The organism is Muricoprocola aceti (assembly GCF_025567005.1).
In the GTDB taxonomy this organism is placed as follows: domain Bacteria; phylum Bacillota; class Clostridia; order Lachnospirales; family Lachnospiraceae; genus Marvinbryantia; species Marvinbryantia aceti.
Genome location: NZ_JAOQKE010000007.1, coordinates 23,997 through 42,414, shown reverse-complemented (window position 1 = coordinate 42,414; position 18,418 = coordinate 23,997). Strand labels below are relative to the sequence as shown.

Here is an 18,418-nt window from a genome sequence, read left to right as displayed (position 1 = left end):
GCTCCGGAGCTCTGCTCTTGCCGCAAAACCCCGGAGTCTTTTTCTTTCTCAAATCCATCAGGAATGTATCATAGTTCCTGTTTTTCCTGCAATTCCCTCTGCCGCTTTATCCAGCAGAGTAATCAGGGTACTTCTTCCTTCCCCGGATCTGGCAAAGCGTACCGCCGCCTCGATCTTCGGAAGCATAGAGCCTTTGGCAAATTCTCCCTGCTCCATGTATTTTTCTGCCTGCTCCACGGTCAGATCCGAAAGCCACTGCTGGTCTTCCTTTCCAAAATGGATAGCAACCTTTTCTATCGCCGTCAGAATCACCAGATAATCTGCATCCAGCTTCTCTGCCAGCAGGCTGCTGGCATTGTCTTTATCAATAACTGCATTAACGCCCTCCAGACGACCATTTCTGGATACCACCGGAATTCCCCCGCCGCCACAGGTGATAACGATATGTCCTGCCTGTACCAGCGTCCGGATCGTCTCCAGCTCCCGGATCCGTTTTGGCATCGGGGATGGCACCACAATGCGGTAACCCCTGCCTGCATCTTCCATGCAGGAAATGCCATGTGCCATATTCTTCTCTGCTTCTTCCTTCGTCAGGAAACGGCCGATCGGTTTGGTTGGATTCTGAAATGCAGGATCCTGCTCGTCTACTTCTACCTGTGACAGAATGGTAGATACCTTTCCGTCAATTCCACGGCTGTATAATTCATATTTAATGGCGTTCTGCAAATCGATGCCAATGTATCCCTGGCTCATGGCCACACAGGTCGGCAAAGGCACCTGTTTATAATTTTCGTGCTGCACCACCAGGCTGTCCATGGCATCCTGTATCATGCCAACCTGTGGTCCGTTTCCGTGGGTAATGATAATATCAAGTCCCTGGGAGGCCAGATCCACAATTACTTTTGCAGTCTTTGCTACTGCTTCCTTCTGCTCTTCCACATTTTTGCCCAGGGCGTTTCCGCCCAGAGCAATCACTACTTTTTTCTTTTTCATTGTTTCACACCAGTATTTTTACGCTTCAAACCCCAGTTTCTTCGCATATGCCAGAATTGCTTTTTCAAAGCATTCCATTGGCGGATGAACCGTTCCGGCACCTACCTGTCCGTAGCCTGCGATCTTGTGAGCGATACCGGTATTGATCACCGGAGTAATGCCTTTTTCCACAACCAGTCTGGCATCAATACCCAGGCAGGTTCCCTGGAAATTCCAGGTCGGAATGATAAAGTTCGGATTGTGATCAATGGTGATCTCTGCCATCTCATTGCTGACACGAAGAGCATCTTCGTATCCACCGGCTCCTACGAACCGGGTAACGGCCGGAGCAGCGATCATGGCCATGCCACCCACACCGAAGGTCTCTGTGATAGCGCTGTCACCCATATCCGGGCATCCATCTTCTTCGTCATATCCGGTAAAATACAGCCCCTTCGGGGTATTTACAGGGCCTGTGAACCATTCATCTCCCATACCGGCAATACGGATACCGAATTCCACACCGTTGCGGCACATAGATGTGACGATGGTTCCGTCTGTGATGGTACGTGCACCGTCCATGACGGATTTTGCAGTTGCCATCATAATGTTCAGGAAGAACTGATCCGTATCTGCCAGGAACTTGATCACATCATAGCGATCTTTTTCGGACATATCCAGTCTGGTGATGGTTGGTGCGACCTCTTTCATAAAGGCCAGAGATGCGGCAATGTTTCTCTGATGGAATTCATCTCCCATAGCCACTGCTTTTGCAACCAGAGGATTGACACTTAAACCGCCCAGCTCTGTAATCGCACGATCCAGTGTCGGTCCAAGGACATCTCTCATCCAGCGCAGACGATTGACTACTTCTTCTGAATAAGCACCAAATCTTAATACTTTTCCGATCCCTTCATTCATCGTACAGTAAGCTTCATTGCCGTCTGTCTCATTCTTTACTACAAATACCGGCATATTGGCAGAGGTTATACCTCCCATTGGACCTACTGCATTGCAGTGATGGCATGGAATGAACTTCACTTCCCCGGATTCCAGAAGTGCTCTGGCATCTGCTTCATTATCTGCCCATTCTTCGAAAAGAACAGCGCCTACACAGGATCCTTGTACCGGATCCGGCATATTTTTGTATTCGATTGGCGGACCTGCATGAAGGATCACTTTTCCTTCTGCGATCTGCGGGATCACTTCTTTGGCACGTTTTACATGTTTGATTACCGGCTGGCTGGCTACCACTTTGGCAATGACACGCCTGTTGGCTTCGTCAATACCTTCGTAGTTTCTCAGAAAATTCAGAGTCTTGATCAAACGTACGTCTCCTCCTGCCGGTGGCATCCAGTCATACTGTATTACTTCACAGCCAAAGTCCTCTGCTACTTCTGCAAAACTCTTCAGACCAATGTTGATAATCTTCGGCTTCTGGGAAAGCAGCTGCATCAGTTTCTCGGATGGCTCTGCTTTCTCTGCGATGGCTGTTTTCTTTGTGCGAATCTCTTTTGCCGGTTCTTCAAAGTCCAGTCCAATGGCCTGAATAGCGGTACGAACTGCCAGTTTATTGTTCTCGCAGACGATCACACCAGCGTCTTTTAACTTCTTCACAGCTTCATCATAGCCCTGGAAGTCTTTTCTGGTTCCGCATACGGTCGCTACAAAGAAGACCTTTCTTCCTGCATTTTCCGCCTTTTTCTTCAACTCTTCAATCGTTGGGATCAGCGCTCCTGCCATATCTTCATGAGAGCCGTAACCTAACATAATATCGAACAAAATAGCTCCGGTACTTTCATCGTCTACGGCTTCCTGCATACACTCGATACGTTTTGCCGGGTCAATCATCGGATGTGGTTTGCCTTTGGTATAAGCATCATCTCCCAGGTCAATGACAACATTGCCATTTAACTGCAGCATATATCCCTCGATATCTTCCGGTGGGATCTCACAGTTCATGGCATCCTTGATCAGCATCGCAGCCTCATTGGCCAGTGTTCCTCCAGAATAATATGCCTTGATCGTTTTTTTGTCTTTTGCCTTGTAGAATTCGGAACTGTCCACATCTGCTGTGGCCTCCGGGATCTCCTCGCCTCTTACCAGGCTGACTGCCAGACGGGCAGTCTCATCCAGCGTATACGTATGATAAAAGTTCTCTTCATGGTATTCTGGTTTTTCACCCAGGAACAGGGTGATCACCGGTTTGCTGAAATTGCTCAGACGATCTGAGATCTTTTCTCTGACTTCTTTTGCAGGTGGCTTGGAAATAACGATCAGTACCTTTACGGTATCATCTTTTTCCATGGCATCAATCATATCCATCATCGTGATACCACCTACTGCTGTGGATAAGTCTCTTCCGCCGGTTCCGATGGCATTGTTCACGCCTTCGCCCAGACGGTCGATGATCGTGGTCAGTTCCTGAATTCCGGTTCCGGATGCTCCGATGATACCGATGGAACCTGGTGCTACTTTGTTGGTAAATGCGATCGGCACACTCTGGATGATTCCGGTACCGCAGTCCGGCCCCATCACAGAAAGTCCCTTTTCATGCGCCTTTTTCTTCAGCGCCACTTCATCTTCCAGACTTACATTATCACTAAACATAAAGACATTCATGCCTTCATCCAGTGCACGGTCTGCTTCCAGCGCTGCGTACATGCCCGGAATGGAGATCACTGCCAGATTGGCATCCGGGAGCTTATCCAGAGCCTTATCCCAGGACTTTACACTTTCTTCTTGTTTACCTGCGCTGACCGTTGACTGCTTTTTAAAAAATTCTTCTGCTGTTTCCATAATCTGATCCAGAAGACTGTCGTCCTCTACATCAGCTACTACCACCATATCATTGGCCGTTGCTTCCATCAGTTCCTGTGTATCTAGTCCGCTCTGCCTGAAAATATCTTTATTTGCCGGTGTTGCCATCATGATGGATGCCTTCTTTACGCCTTCCAGTGCGGAAATCTGGTTGGTCAAAAGCATCAGAACAACGGAATCATGATAACTGCCTTTTTTCACAATTGTCTTTAACATGAACATTCCTCCTGTTGTGGTCAGCCACTTTTTACTATCTCTATTATGGCAAGAAGCAGGCTGTTTTTCAATAGATTTTTAAATTAATTTTTGAATATCTGTGATGCATGATTGAAATGAATCTCCTGTTATGCTAAGATCCAATGGGAACAATAATGGACTTAACACGAGGAGTTTAGATTATGTATACTATGAATACGATTTCGATAAAGGGCAGATTCTGTGAGAAATCTGCCACGATATACAAGAACCCGGACGCAACCTCAAGAGCCTGTATTCTCTACTTTCACGGTGGCGGTCTGCTCTATGGATCTCGGTGTGATCTTCCGGAAGCACATCTGGAACAGTTCACATCTGAGGGTTTTCCGGTGATTGCCTTTGACTATCCACTGGCACCTGCCTGCGATGTGAAAGCGATCCTGCAGGATGTGACAGATTCTGTAAATCTCTATCTGACTGAGCCAGATCTGTTCCAGATAACTGCGCCGGGGGCTGATCCCCTGCCTTATGTGCTCCTGGGGCGTTCCAGTGGCGCTTATCTGACGCTTCTGGCTGCTGCCAGCATGGGAAAACATGATTTTCCCATACCAGATGATATGCCTGTATTAAAAAAAGCACCTGTCGGTGTCCTCTCTTATTATGGATATGGTTTTCTGGAAGATCTCTGGTATGAAAATCCAAGTCACTATTACCAGACGCTTCCGACGGTGTCCGAAGCGATTCTGGACTCTCTACCATCTGAGCCACATACAGAAGGACCACTGGATACCCACTATTCTGCCTATGTTTATGCAAGGCAGTCCGGAAAATGGAAGTCTCTTTTCTACCATGATCGGGAAAAATACTTTTTATTATACTATTCTCTGCGTCTGTGCAGCGAACTGCCATGTCCTGTTTTCTGCGCACACAGCACCGGAGATACCGATGTGCCATTTACAGAATTCCAGAAACTGACGGAAAAATATCACGCAAAGCGTTTTATTGCCTCCGGCAGTCAACACGACTTTGACCGGGACACCAGCAGTGCCCAGACAAAAGAACTGCTGAAAGAAACAATTATATTTTTACATACTCTGATATAAGGACGGTATCCAGCCATGAATTTCATTCCATTTTTGATTATCTGCCCGCTTACTTTTCTTGCCGGTCTGGTGGATTCTATTGCCGGAGGCGGCGGTCTGATTTCTCTTCCGGCCTTTTTGCTCGCAGGTCTTCCGCCTCACAACGCACTGGCCACAAATAAACTTTCTTCTTCCATTGGCACGACTGCATCCACTGTGCGCTACTGCAAACATGGATATTTCGACAGGCTGATTGCTATTCCTGGTATTCTCTGTGCATTAGCCGGTTCCACCTGTGGATCCCATCTGGTGCTGCTGACCAGTGATGTCATTCTGAAAAAAATCATGTTAGTGGTTCTTCCTGTCGTGGCTGTCTGTGTGCTGACTGACAAAAAGGAGATCCGGCACGATACTTCATTTTCCCTGAGAAAACGCATGGCAATTGTCTCTGTCTGTGCCTTTCTTATCGGCATATACGATGGTTTCTATGGTCCCGGAACCGGCACTTTTCTTCTTCTTTCATTGACCAGACTCGCTCACATGGACATACGAACTGCATCCGGAAATGTAAAACTGATCAATTTATCTTCCAATATCGCCGCTCTGTTTACGTTTTTATGCAGCGGATATATTCTATATGCCCCAGGTCTCGCCGGTGCAGCATTCTGTCTTGCCGGACATTACATAGGCAGTGGTATGGTCATGAAAAACGGGACGAAAATTGTTCGTCCCATTATCATTGTTGTCTTGATTTTACTATTTATCAAAGTTATCTCCGGGAATTAAATCTGTCCGGAGATTTTTACACTTTCCATAGACCCCGGAAAGCCGGAAACTTGCGTCCCCAATGGCTTAGATTTTCTGGATCAGCTCATATAATACCTGTATTGCCTTGGAGAATGCCTCATATTCGGTGTGTTCTACCGGGCAGTGACTTCTTCCTTCTTTACTTGGCACAAAAATCATGACCGTATCGATAGACTGTCCGATGGCCAGTGCATCATGTCCGGCACCACTTGGCATTCTCTTATAGGAATACCCCAGATCCTTGCAGCTTCCTTCCATGATATCCAGCATAGGTGCACTTAACTGTACCGGTGTAATCGTCAGCTTACGGTCTACGCTATAGGTAGCCCCTGTTGCCTGTGTCTCTTTGTCCAGCTCAGCCATGATCTGAGATGCGATCTTGTCGATGATCTCATTTTCTGTGGAACGGATATCGATGCTGAAATCTACCGACTGCGCCACTACATTCATAGCACTGGGTGTTACCTTCATATAGCCTACGGTAGCGACTGTACCAGGCTTTTCTGCTCTTGCCATATCACCAATCTTGCTGATGACTTTCGTTGCGATATCTACTGCATCCTGACGCATATCCATCGGGGTAGTTCCTGCATGATCGGAACGTCCGTTTACCGTGATCATGTATCTCTGAATTCCAACGATACAGTCTACCAGCCCCAGTTCAATTCCTGTTGCGTCCAGAACCGGTCCCTGCTCGATATGAAGTTCAATAAAATGTCCAATCGATCCCTCCGGCCATGCCGCATTAACCAGTTCTTCCGGAACCAGTCCATAAGACTTCATGGAATCATATACAGAAATATCGTCTTTATCGGTAAAATGTTTACATTCTTCTATGGTCATCTGACCCAGCATACACTTGGAGCCAAAGTATCCGGTTCCAAAACGACAACCCTCTTCGTCCATAAATGCAGCTACCACAAAATCACATTCCAGATTCTTACCTTCTTCATGAAGGAGTCTTGCCAGTTCTACTGCACAGATCACGCCGGCGATTCCGTCATAATCTCCTCCATTATATACTGAATCATAATGGGATCCGGCCATGATACATGGAAGACTTCTGTCTTTTCCAGGAAGTACACCAAATATATTTCCCACGCAGTCCTCTCTCACTTCCAGTCCGGCTTCTTTCATGATCTTTTTCAGATATTCCGCTGCATCTCTGGTCTCTCTGGTAAATGGCATTCTGGTGCAGCCATTTCCAGGTGTTGCAGTAAATGTTTTCAGGAAATCCAGGTCATCTGCGATCTCTGTTGTTATTTTCTTTAAATCCATGTGCTTTCTCCTTATTATTCAGCGAAAGCAAATCTACATTGCCTATAGATTTGCTTTGCCATAATCTCTCTTATTGATTTTCGTAAGAAACTTTCTTCTTCTCATCGTATACATCTTTATCAAAAACACCACATACCTTTGATACGATCATACCAACCATAACGTCCACATCTACGTTCATCAATGTACGGAACATACCGGAGAACCAGTCGATACCGATCAGAATAGCGACTGCTTCTGTAGGCAGTCCCATAGTTGCTGCAAAAAATGTATAAGTAACTACCATTCCACCAGGAACTACGATCGTTCCCATGCACATCAGGCAGGCCAGAAGAATGGTCATGGCAAACTGTCCCATAGTGAAAGTCATGCCGGTCGCCTGGCTCATAAAGAGCATAGCCAGTACATAACACTGCACTGCACCACAACTGTTCATAGACATGGTGATCGGTCCTACAAAATCTGACACCTTACGATCTACACCAAACTTGGTTACCATATCTTCCATCTTGGTTGGAAGGCAGATTGCAGATGATGTGGTAGTGACCGCCATCATAGACATCTTAGAGTATTTCTTTGGCATTTTTGCAGGGCTGACACCACAGAATGCTGCGGTAAAAGGGCCATAGATGATAAACTGGATCACATCACCAATCAGCAGACACCCCAGGAACTTTAACATAGGAAGGACAACTGTAAATCCTGTACCACCAGCCACATCCGCCAGCAGACAGAAGATACCGATTGGTGCAAGGTTCATAACAATCTTGATGATGTTCATGATGACACCATTAATCGCTTTGATCAGATCCATCACAATATCATTACCGCTTGTTCTGCCATAAGATCCGGCACATACACCGAAGAAAATAGAGAACAGAATACAAGGTACCATGTCACCATTCGCCATAGCACTGAAAATGTTCGTTGGCACAAAGTTGGTCAATGTCTCCGTAATGCTGGCCGATGCCACTTCCACGGCAGCAGCTTCTGTACCGATGGCTACACCTACACCTGGTTTAACAATCAGTCCAAGAGCAAGTCCTAAGCCTGCGGAAATCAGAGTAAATACAATAATACAGATAAAAGTTACCAGACCCATCTTACCGGCGCCTTTTCCTTCAATTCCCCCAATCGCAGCTGCTACCGATGTCATAACCAGACATACGACAGACATCTGAATCAGACGGATAAAAATGGTACCAATAAATTTCAGATTAGATGCCCACGGCCCTACGATAGAACCAAATATGATTCCAGCCAGTGTAGCAATGATAATCCATGTTGTAAGTGACAGTTTCTTCGTCTTCATATTCTCTCCTCCTGCTTGTGTTACACATTACACTATATCATTACAGGTTCCAGGGTCATGTACTCATCTCTGTGCAAGCACAGATGTGTACCGGCCTTTGCCCACTGTAATTATACATAAAAAAATGGTAACCTCCGGTTCTCACCCTGCAGAAATGGTGTTCTCATTTCTGCTGTGCTGTCCGGGTCTTCTTCGTCCCGCCAGACACGTTTGTTGAAATCTTCAGTTACCTTTTTGTGTTCCATGTGTTTTTCTAATGGACATTATATAATAAAAATTTTATAAAAACAACCAGAATTTAATCGTTATTTATTTATCAAAATATTGAGTTTTCCTTTATTTATGCAAGCTGTCAGATTTATAAATTAATCAGTCCAGTAAAATTCATTAAAATTGGAATTTTTCTTTCCATCCTTCCCCCTGTCTGCTATGATAGAAGTCAGGACTGGCTTCTTTCTTTTACAGCAGAATCCAGATTTTTATTTCAGACAGGCAGGACAACACTATGCAACTCAGGATCTTACAGGCCTCCACTTTTGCACTTGACAATTTAAAAAAAGCCTCTGTGCCCACCGTTCACTCGGTTTATCACAAAGCCGTAAATCTGAGAACCGGCGATCAGATGCTGACACTTCAGCCAAGGGCTTCCGTCCTTTCCCCTGTCAGTCTGATTACCGATTATACGGAAGAGATGCTGGCTGACCTCACTTTTATGGTCGGCCAACAACTGACTTTCCATCTAAATACCAGTCATACCTGCTGCCAGGATCTGTTTTTACCTCTTTCTGGCTCAGAGACAGTGCAGTCTTCTTTGCATCTCTCCAGACTGGATACCAAAATCCGTGAGGCTATTGCCATGGCAGGTTCTTCCCCGCTTCCAGCTCATATGCGTGGAATGGAATTGATCCTGAATCAGCCAGAGTTGCTCGAAAACTCCCTCTATATGCGCGCTGCCAGTCAGTATCTGACACAGTTTATCCAGATTCTCCAGGCATCTGAGGACTTTTACGAAATGGCCGACTGCCTGTGTCATCTGATTGGGCTGGGGATTGGTCTGACTCCAAGCGGTGATGACTTTCTATGCGGTTTTCTTGCCGGGCTGAGACTGTCAGATGGAAGTTCTGTATTTCTGCCATTTCTGGAGCAGCATATTCTGCATACCCTGGATCGCACCAACGAAATCAGTGCTACATTTTTACGCTGTGCAGTGCTTGGACAATTCAGTGCTCCAGTGCATCTCCTGACTGATCCTGATGTAACAGCCAGACAGATCTATCTGGCCTTTTCCAGCATCGGTCATTCTTCCGGTATCGATACACTGTGCGGAATCTATATGGCACTGACAGCTTTGACTCCTTTTGTCTGTACCAATTCTCCATGATCAAATACCAGAATACGATCAACAGAATGCAAGGTTGAGACACGATGTGCCACAATATTTACTAATTTATAGCTCAAAAAGGCCACTTTTCGTATTTTTGAAAAGTGGCCTCCTTTTTATATATATTCCATTTATATATATGTTTACACCTTAAACCGATATCCAACACCCCAGATTGTCTCTATATACTGAGGCTTGGCTGTGTCAAATTCGATCTTTTCACGAATCTTCTTGATATGCACCGTAACCGTTGCAATGTCTCCGATGGACTCCATATCCCAGATCTCACGGAACAGTTCTTCCTTGGTATATACATGATTCGGGTTCTCTGCAAGGAAGGTCAACAGGTCGAATTCCTTCGTTGTAAAGTTCTTCTCCTCCCCGTTGATCCAGACTCTTCTGGCAGTCTTATCAATCTTAATTCCACGAATCTCTACGATATCATTCTCCTTCACATTGGAATTCACCAGACGTTCATAACGGGCCAGATGAGCTTTTACTCTGGCTACCAGTTCACTTGGGCTGAATGGCTTTGTCATATAGTCATCCGCACCCATGCCAAGGCCACGAATCTTATCAATATCATCCTTCTTGGCCGATACCATGAGGATCGGAATATTCTTTTCTTCTCTGACCTTTTTACAGATCTCAAATCCGTCCACGCCAGGAAGCATCAGATCCAGAATCAACAGATCGTATTTCTCAGCAAGGACTCTTTCCAGTCCCGCCTTTCCATCTTTCTCTGTCTCAACCTCAAAACCGCTGAGTTCCAGATAGTCTTTCTCCAGTTCTGCAATACTTTCTTCATCTTCTACAATTAAAATCTTACTCATCAGAGCAGCACCTCCTGATATTTTCTTAATACGAAGTACATCACGGTTCCTTTGCCCAGTGTACTGCTGGCCCAGATCTTTCCGCCATGGTCTTCAATAATCTTTTTGACAATAGACAATCCGATTCCGCTTCCACCGGCCGAATGCCTGGAGGCATCCGCACGGTAGAAACGCTCAAAGATATTCGGAAGTTCCTTCGTTCCGATTCCCCGTCCGTTGTCTTCGATCTCGATCTGTACAAAATCTCCCACATCCTTTACACGGATGTCGATCCTTGGATCACTCTTATCCATATATTTTACAGAATTGCTAACAATATTGTTGATAACACGCTTGATCTGTTCTGCATCTGCAATGACCTCCACGCTGTCATCTACTTCATTCTTATAGGAAAAGGCAAAACCTTTGGATTCCAGCTCGATTCCCATCTCCTCCACACAATCTTCAAAATAATTCTTCACATTAATCTTATTGAATGTATATGGAATACGGTTCGCATCGATCTTGGAATAAAAAGTCAATTCATTAATAAGGCGATCCATATCATTAGTCTTATTATAAATAGTTCGAATATAGCGATCCATCTTCTCTGGCGTATCAGCTACACCATCCATGATCCCTTCCACATAACCCTTGATTGCTGTCAGCGGAGTCTTCAGGTCATGGGAAATGTTGCTGATCAGTTCCTTGCTCTCCTGATCATACTCCAGCTTCTGCTCCGTACTCTCCAGCAGCCGCTTTCTCATCTCTTCAAAATCCCGGCACAGATCACTGATCTCATCCTCTCCGGTGACCTCCATGGTAAAATTCAGATTTCCCTCTGCAATCTTGTGGGTGGCATTACGCAGCTTGTTCAACGGCACGCTAATCCCTGCATAGATCCATAACATCAGTATCGCTGCTGTCACCACCAGAATCACGATGATGATCGTCGCCATATCATATAAAAAGCTGCGGAACTCCGGTACGATTCCCGACGCATAATCGGTCACATCCTCTGACAGGCTCCCTCCATCCGTATCTTCATTATCCTGAACCTGTTCCTGTTCATCCGCATCCATAGAATTCTTCTGTTCCACTTCATATTGTCCCTGATAGATCTGATACTTCTGCGCATACTTCTCAAGTGCCTTAAACTGACGATTCCCTACAGTCAGCATAACCATGCTCATCAACATAATCGGAATAATCAGTATCGCCGCAAATGCGATAAATAATCTTGTCTTTAACTTCATATAAAAAACTCCCTTACGGTATTCCTTATTCAGTATACCATAAAGGAGTTTTGAATTCATCTAAACAAAGATGGTGTTTTCTAAATTTTCTGTGAACTATTACAGATATTTTTTCAGATCTTCTACTTTATCCAGTTTTTCCCATGGGAGATCCAGATCCAGTCTTCCAAAATGTCCGTACGCTGCTGTCTGCTTGTAGATTGGACGGCGCAGATCAAGCATCTTGATGATTCCAGCCGGGCGAAGATCGAATTTCTCACGTACAATCTCGGTGATTCTCTCATCAGAAAGTTTACCTGTTCCAAATGTATCTACCATAACAGATGTTGGCTGTGCTACACCGATGGCATAGGAAAGCTGAACTTCACATTTATCTGCCAGACCTGCTGCAACCACATTCTTTGCAGCATAACGTGCTGCATAAGCTGCTGAACGGTCTACCTTTGTACAGTCTTTTCCGGAGAATGCTCCGCCGCCGTGTCTTGCATATCCACCATAAGTGTCTACGATAATCTTACGTCCGGTCAGTCCGCTGTCTCCGTGAGGTCCACCGATTACAAAGCGTCCGGTCGGATTGATGAAGAACTTGGTATTCTCGTCCACCATTTCCTGTGGCAGAATCTCATCAAAGACATATTTCTTAATGTCTGCATGGATCTGTTCCTGTGTCACATCCGGATCATGCTGTGTGGATAATACTACTGCATCCAGTTTTACCGGTTTGCCATTATCATCATATTCCACTGTTACCTGAGTCTTTCCATCTGGACGAAGATATGACAGTGTACCATTCTTTCTGACTTCAGTCAGACGACGGGACAGCTTATGTGCAAGGGCGATCGGATATGGCATATACTCTTCTGTCTCATTGGTCGCATATCCGAACATCATACCCTGGTCTCCGGCACCAATCGCTTCAATCTCTGTATCAGTCATCTGATTTTCTTTTGCTTCCAGAGCCTTATCTACGCCCATGGCGATATCACTAGACTGCTCGTCAATGGCTGTAATCACACCACAGGTATCTGCATCAAATCCATATTTACCTCTGGTATAACCGATCTCGCGAATCGTATCACGAACGATCTTCTGAATATCCACATATGCTTTTGTGGTGATCTCACCCATAACCAGAACCATACCTGTAGTGGTAGCAGTCTCGCAGGCTACACGGCTCATTGGATCCTGTGCCAGTAATGCATCCAGAATCGCATCTGAGATCGCATCACACATTTTGTCCGGATGTCCTTCTGTAACGGACTCGGATGTAAATAAACGTCTTTCCATCTTTCTTTTCCTCTCGTAAAAATAATTCATTGGTTAATAGTATTTCGTACATCATCCTGTAAATAACTGTACCACATTAGTCCAGTTAATATTAGTATGATGTACTGATCCGGCATTTCCTGCTTTCGAGGAATTCACTTTTCGACATTGGTGCATCAAAAAATGTCCACTCAAATAAGCGGACATTCTATCATATATGACAGTTCATCCTCTTATTGTTCGATTGCTCGCTCAGGTTGGCACCTTCCGTTGTGCGGGGTTGCCGTGGTTTCTCAGGTCCTCTGTACCTCCACCACTCTGAATAAGAGAAATACCGTATCTATTCAGTCCCCATACAAGATAATAGAACCTGAATAGCTACAACATACTTTATGCTGTTTTCTGTGTGACATCTGTATCACACGCATATATAAAGATATACCCAGATTTCTCTTTCGTCAAGAGTAATCTGGGCATTTTATAGTTTTTTTATAATACAAGTTGGTAAATCATCCAACTCTCAGTTTGAACTTCTGAATCTCTTTTTCACTGGAGACACGCTCGATCTCAGCGCCAAGTCCACGAAGCTTCTGTTCAAAATTTTCATATCCTCGCTGAATGTATACGATATCGTCCACAATGGTGATCCCTTCTGCAGCCAGTCCTGCAATCACAAGAGCTGCTCCTGCACGAAGATCCGGTGCACTGACTCTGGCTCCCATCAGCTTCTCCGTACCATAGATCACTGCCGTATTACCTTCTACCTTAATGTCTGCTCCCATACGAATCAGCTCGTCCACATACTTGAATCGATTCTCAAAGATACTTTCCGTCACAATACTGGTTCCCTTCGCAATCGCCAGTGCCACACCGATCTGTGGTTGCATATCGGTAGGATATCCAGGATATGGCAGGGTCTTCACATTGGTATTATTCAAGCGTTTGGTCGCTACCACACGTACTGCATCATCAAACTCTTCCACCTGGCATCCGATCTCTACCAGCTTCGCCGTTGTGGCTTCCAGATGCTTCGGAATAACATTCTTCACGATGACATCTCCTCTGGTAGCTGCTGCTGCAAACATAAAGGTCCCAGCTTCAATCTGATCCGGAATAATCGAATATTCGGTAGCATGAAGTTTTTCTACACCACGGATACGGATCACATCAGTACCTGCTCCCTTAATATTAGCTCCCATGCTGTTCAGGAAGTTCGCTGCATCAACAACGTGAGGTTCCTTCGCTGCATTCTCGATGATCGTGCGGCCTTCAGCCATAGCCGCTGCCATCATAATATTAATGGTAGCACCAACTGATACGGTATCCAGATAGATATGGCTTCCTCTCAGATGATCAGCCTCTGCAATGATTGCACCATGAGAGATGCGTACCTTGGCCCCCAGCGCCTTGAATCCCTTCAAGTGAAGGTCGATTGGTCTGCTTCCAATATTGCATCCTCCCGGAAGCGGCACCTCTGCCTTCTTATACTTGCCAAGTAATGCACCAAGCAAATAATAGGATGCTCTGATCTTCTTTATATATTCATAGTCAACACTGACGCTTCCGATACCGGATCCGTTAATCAGTGCTGAAGTTCTGCTTACTCTGGTGACACTGGCGCCGATCTCACTGATTGCTTCTAATAACACATTAATGTCCTGTACATCTGGAAGATTCTCGATCCGTACAGTCTCATCTGTCATAATTGCTGCAGCAAGAATACCCAATGCCGCGTTCTTCGCACCGCCGATCTCTACTTCACCGGCAAGCGGATTTCCGCCTTTGATTATATACTGCTCCATTTGACACCTCTGAATTATATTTATACTCTTCCCATTTTCAGGTTACTTGATATTCTCGAAGCGGCTTTTTCCCCTGTCCGCTTCTACCCCTTATAAAAATATCTTTATCTATTATACCACAATCTTAAAATTTGTAAACAAGAATTCATATTTCGCAATAATTGCGACTTTTCTTGCAATTATTTTGCAACACTATCTTGTGCTACTTGTCTTGTTTTCCCTTGTCATCTACCATATATAGTAACCTTTCGCGCAATTTTTACACAAGGTAAAAACAGGATATGCGCAATTTTTTCTATTTTGCACATATCCTGTTTTTGAATTTTTGTTAATATACAATTAAAACTTTTCTTTTGTCCACTTCTGGATCTCTTCATCGGTACCAAACACCTGATGCTGACCGCCCATACTGTGATAGCTTCCTACGTTGTAGTCAATGCCGCTTGTGGCATAATCATAAGTCACAGACTTCCGATCTTTTTCCAGTCTCGGATTCGGCTCCGGAATAGCAGACAGCAGGCTTCTGGTGTATGGATGTACCGGATTGGCGAAGATCTCATCTGTAGTTCCTGTCTCCAGAAGGTGTCCCAGATGCAGTACTCCGATACGGTCGGAAATGTATTTTACCATGGACAGGTCATGGGCGATAAACAGATAGGCCAGCCCTGTCTCTTCCTGAATATCCTTCATCAGATTGACTACCTGCGCCTGAATGGATACATCCAGTGCAGAAATACATTCATCTGCGATGATCAGCTTCGGATTCATAATCAGTGCACGGGCAATTCCCACACGCTGACGCTGTCCACCGGAAAACTGATGCGGATAACGGGCCGCATGTTCCGGTGCCAGTCCTACTTTTGCAAGAATGTTTTTAATGATGGTCTCTCTTTCTTCCTTTGTCTTATACAGATGATGAATATCCAGACCTTCTCCCAGGATATCGCGCACCTTTTTTCTCGGATTCAGAGAGGCCATTGGATCCTGGAAAATCATCTGCATCTGTGTTCTCAACGCCTGGTTATCCGCCCTGGAAAGCTTCCCGCTGATATCTCTTCCATTAAAATGGATCTCTCCTGCAGTTGGATCATACAGGCGGATAATGCTTCGTCCAATGGTGGATTTCCCGGAACCGGATTCTCCTACCAGTCCATAAGTTTCTCCTGGATAAATCTTAAAAGATACATTATCCACAGCTTTCACGGTAAAGGTGTTACTGACTTTGAAATACTGTTTTAAGCCATTGACGGTAAGGATCGGCTCTGCATTATAATTCACTGCCATTTTTCTTTGCCTCCTCCTTCATTCGTTCAATTCGTGCCTTCAGTTCTGCCGGCATCTCCACCTTCGGTGCCCGTTCATCCAGCAGCCAGGTTGCTGCGTAATGAGTATCGGAAACCTGGAACATTGGCGGCTCCAGCTTATCATCAATCTCCAGTGCATAACGGTTACGTGGTGCAAATGCATCTCCCGTCTTTTCATGAAGCAGGTTTGGCGGTGATCCAGGAATGGTATACAGTCTGTGATCATCGGTATTCAGATCCGGCATAGCGGATAACAGGCCCCAGGTATATGGATGTCTCGGGTCATAGAAAATCTCATCAATAGTACCTTTTTCCACAATCTTGCCGGCATACATAACATTAACATAATCTGCTACTTTGGCCACCACTCCCAGATCATGGGTGATGTAAATAACAGAAATGCCGCGTTCATCCTGAATCTTTTTGATCAGCTCGATAATCTTTGCCTGAATGGTTACGTCCAGTGCAGTAGTCGGCTCATCACAAATCAGCAGATCTGGATTGCAGGCCAGAGCAATGGCGATCACCACACGCTGTCTCATACCACCGGACAACTGATGCGGGTAATTTTTCATACGCTTTTCTGCATCAGAAATACCAACTTCTTTTAACAGCTCTACTGCTTTGTCCCAGGCTTCTTTTTTCGGAGTCTTAAAGTGCCAGATCATTCCTTCCATGATCTGTTTTCCGATGGTCATGGTTGGATCCAGACTGGTCATCGGGTCCTGGAATACCATGGCAATCCGTTTTCCGTTGATATGTTTACGAATCCATTTCTTATCTTGGGTCAGGATATCTACCGTCTCTTTGCTGCCATCTGCATGGCTATAGGTAAACTCAATGCTTCCGCTGTCTACAACAGCATTGGAAGCCAGGATTCCCATAGCAGCTTTCATCGTAACAGACTTTCCAGATCCGGACTCACCTACAATCGCTACCGTTTCTCCCTTATACAGATCGATATTCACACCACGAATGGCATGCACCGGTCCGGCTGTTGTCTTAAACGTAATATCCAGGTCATTAATTTTAAGAATCTTTTCTTTCGTTTCTGACATCTACACGCACCTCACATTTCTTTCAGTTTTGGATCCAGTGCTTCACGAAGTCCATCTGCTACCAGGTTAAAGCTCAGCATCAGCAGCGCCATAACGATAACCGGCGGAATGATCTGGAACGGATGCGTGGTAAAACTGTTAAATCCTTCTGAGATCAGTGATCCAAGAGAACACTGCGGTACCGGAATACCAAGACCTACGAAGCTTAAAAATGCTTCTGTGAAGATTGCTGTCGGAATGGAGAACATTACCTGTGTAATGATCGGTCCAATGATATTCGGCAAAATCTGCTTGAAAATAATGAAGAAATGTCCTGCCCCCAGGGTTCTGGAAGCCAGAACGAATTCCTGCTCTTTTAACTTCAGCATTTCTGCACGGGCAATTCGGCTCATACCTACCCATTCTGTAAGCATTAATGCGAAAATAATGGTCAGCATACCTGGTTTTAACACCAGAAGCAGCAGCGTCACAATAACCAGCCGGGGAATACCATTGGCGATCTCCAGAATACGCTGCATGATCATATCGGTTCGTCCACCAAAATAACCCGAGATCAAGCCGTAACTCATACCAATGATCATATCAATCAGGGCTGCAGCCACCGCAATGATCAGAGATACTCTGGCTCCTTCCCAGGTACGGGTCCAGATATCACGGCCAAAATTATCACTTCCGAACCAGTAATACACATCCGTCAGATTATTCTCTGTGTATTTATCAAATTCTTTGGTTCCTGAAGAAGTAGTCATTCTCTCCACGCCATCAAAAATTCCCAGCTTTTCCAGTCCAGGTACACGCGGTGCAAAGTTCTTCTGACTCAGCTCCTGTCCGGAATAGGTATATTCATTCATGCCCGGTCCCACAATAGCCAGCACAGTAATAATAATAATCAAAAATAGTCCTATCCATGCGCTGGTCTTTCGGAAGAATCGGAGCGTTACGTCTTTCCAGAAGCTCTGTGCCGCAAAGTTAGTATCAATGGTGATCTCTCCTGCATTGTCCTTCAGTCGGAAATCAGCGTCTGTCGGAACATATGCATTCTGTGTAGTCTTGATCGTCTGTTCACTCATCAC

At 45.2% G+C, this 18,418-nt stretch carries 14 protein-coding genes and 1 riboswitch; of the genes, 3 read left to right on the top strand and 11 right to left on the bottom strand.

The window, feature by feature from the left end; genetic code table 11:
* Nucleotides 1-57: 57 nt before the first annotated feature.
* Together arcC and OCV47_RS07820 are read right to left on the bottom strand one after the other, a co-directional pair.
* The gene (gene arcC, locus OCV47_RS07825) at nt 58-993 is read right to left on the bottom strand and encodes a carbamate kinase (RefSeq protein ID WP_262654596.1); all 936 of its coding nucleotides are present in this window, start codon (nt 991-993) and stop codon (nt 58-60) included.
* 18 nt (nt 994-1,011) lie between these two features.
* Nucleotides 1,012-4,008, bottom strand: a complete 2,997-nt coding sequence (locus OCV47_RS07820; protein WP_262654595.1) for a bifunctional FdrA/YlbE family protein — start codon at nt 4,006-4,008, stop codon at nt 1,012-1,014.
* A gap of 182 nt (nt 4,009-4,190) precedes the next feature.
* Between OCV47_RS07820 and OCV47_RS07815 the strand changes: the two genes are divergently transcribed.
* A complete protein-coding gene (locus tag OCV47_RS07815) occupies nt 4,191-5,090 on the top strand; it encodes an alpha/beta hydrolase (protein ID WP_262654594.1) in 900 nt (299 codons plus the stop codon).
* Nucleotides 5,091-5,105: 15 nt separating this feature from the next.
* Nucleotides 5,106-5,855, top strand: coding sequence for a sulfite exporter TauE/SafE family protein (locus tag OCV47_RS07810; protein ID WP_256297925.1), 750 nt, complete (start codon nt 5,106-5,108; stop codon nt 5,853-5,855).
* A 66-nt stretch (nt 5,856-5,921) separates the two neighbouring features.
* Here the strand turns inward: OCV47_RS07810 and OCV47_RS07805 are convergent, their stop codons facing one another.
* Together OCV47_RS07805 and OCV47_RS07800 are read right to left on the bottom strand one after the other, a co-directional pair.
* Complete coding sequence (locus tag OCV47_RS07805) at nt 5,922-7,154, bottom strand: M20 family metallo-hydrolase (RefSeq protein ID WP_262654593.1); 1,233 nt, start codon at nt 7,152-7,154, stop codon at nt 5,922-5,924.
* 70 nt (nt 7,155-7,224) lie between these two features.
* Nucleotides 7,225-8,466, bottom strand: coding sequence for a dicarboxylate/amino acid:cation symporter (locus OCV47_RS07800; protein ID WP_262654592.1), 1,242 nt, complete (start codon nt 8,464-8,466; stop codon nt 7,225-7,227).
* 505 nt (nt 8,467-8,971) lie between these two features.
* Between OCV47_RS07800 and OCV47_RS07795 the strand changes: the two genes are divergently transcribed.
* Entirely contained in the window at nt 8,972-9,847 is an 876-nt protein-coding gene (locus OCV47_RS07795) for an oxamate carbamoyltransferase subunit AllH family protein (protein WP_262654591.1), read from the top strand.
* A gap of 143 nt (nt 9,848-9,990) precedes the next feature.
* Here OCV47_RS07795 and OCV47_RS07790 read toward each other — a convergent pair whose 3' ends face one another.
* From OCV47_RS07790 to OCV47_RS07760, 7 genes are all read right to left on the bottom strand, one after another.
* Nucleotides 9,991-10,680, bottom strand: a complete 690-nt coding sequence (locus tag OCV47_RS07790; RefSeq protein ID WP_117448816.1) for a response regulator transcription factor — start codon at nt 10,678-10,680, stop codon at nt 9,991-9,993.
* Nucleotides 10,680-11,915 (bottom strand): sensor histidine kinase, encoded by a 1,236-nt coding sequence (locus OCV47_RS07785; RefSeq protein ID WP_262654590.1) that lies wholly within the window; start codon nt 11,913-11,915, stop codon nt 10,680-10,682. Before OCV47_RS07785 ends, OCV47_RS07790 begins: the two co-directional genes overlap by 1 nt.
* A 99-nt stretch (nt 11,916-12,014) precedes the next feature.
* Nucleotides 12,015-13,202: a methionine adenosyltransferase gene (metK, locus tag OCV47_RS07780; protein WP_117448818.1), complete on the bottom strand. Its 1,188-nt coding sequence runs from the start codon at nt 13,200-13,202 to the stop codon at nt 12,015-12,017.
* Between the two features lie 209 nt (nt 13,203-13,411).
* A riboswitch (SAM riboswitch) is annotated at nt 13,412-13,510 on the bottom strand.
* A gap of 180 nt (nt 13,511-13,690) precedes the next feature.
* Nucleotides 13,691-14,983 carry a UDP-N-acetylglucosamine 1-carboxyvinyltransferase gene (locus tag OCV47_RS07775; RefSeq protein WP_117448819.1) on the bottom strand — a complete coding sequence of 431 codons (1,293 nt, stop codon included), beginning with the start codon at nt 14,981-14,983 and terminating at the stop codon, nt 13,691-13,693.
* A 339-nt stretch (nt 14,984-15,322) separates the two neighbouring features.
* Nucleotides 15,323-16,267, bottom strand: coding sequence for an ABC transporter ATP-binding protein (locus OCV47_RS07770; protein ID WP_262654589.1), 945 nt, complete (start codon nt 16,265-16,267; stop codon nt 15,323-15,325).
* Entirely contained in the window at nt 16,251-17,345 is a 1,095-nt protein-coding gene (locus OCV47_RS07765) for an ABC transporter ATP-binding protein (RefSeq protein WP_262654588.1), read from the bottom strand. Before OCV47_RS07765 ends, OCV47_RS07770 begins: the two co-directional genes overlap by 17 nt.
* A gap of 11 nt (nt 17,346-17,356) precedes the next feature.
* A complete protein-coding gene (locus tag OCV47_RS07760; protein WP_262654587.1) occupies nt 17,357-18,415 on the bottom strand; it encodes an ABC transporter permease in 1,059 nt (352 codons plus the stop codon).
* Nucleotides 18,416-18,418 lie beyond the last annotated feature (3 nt).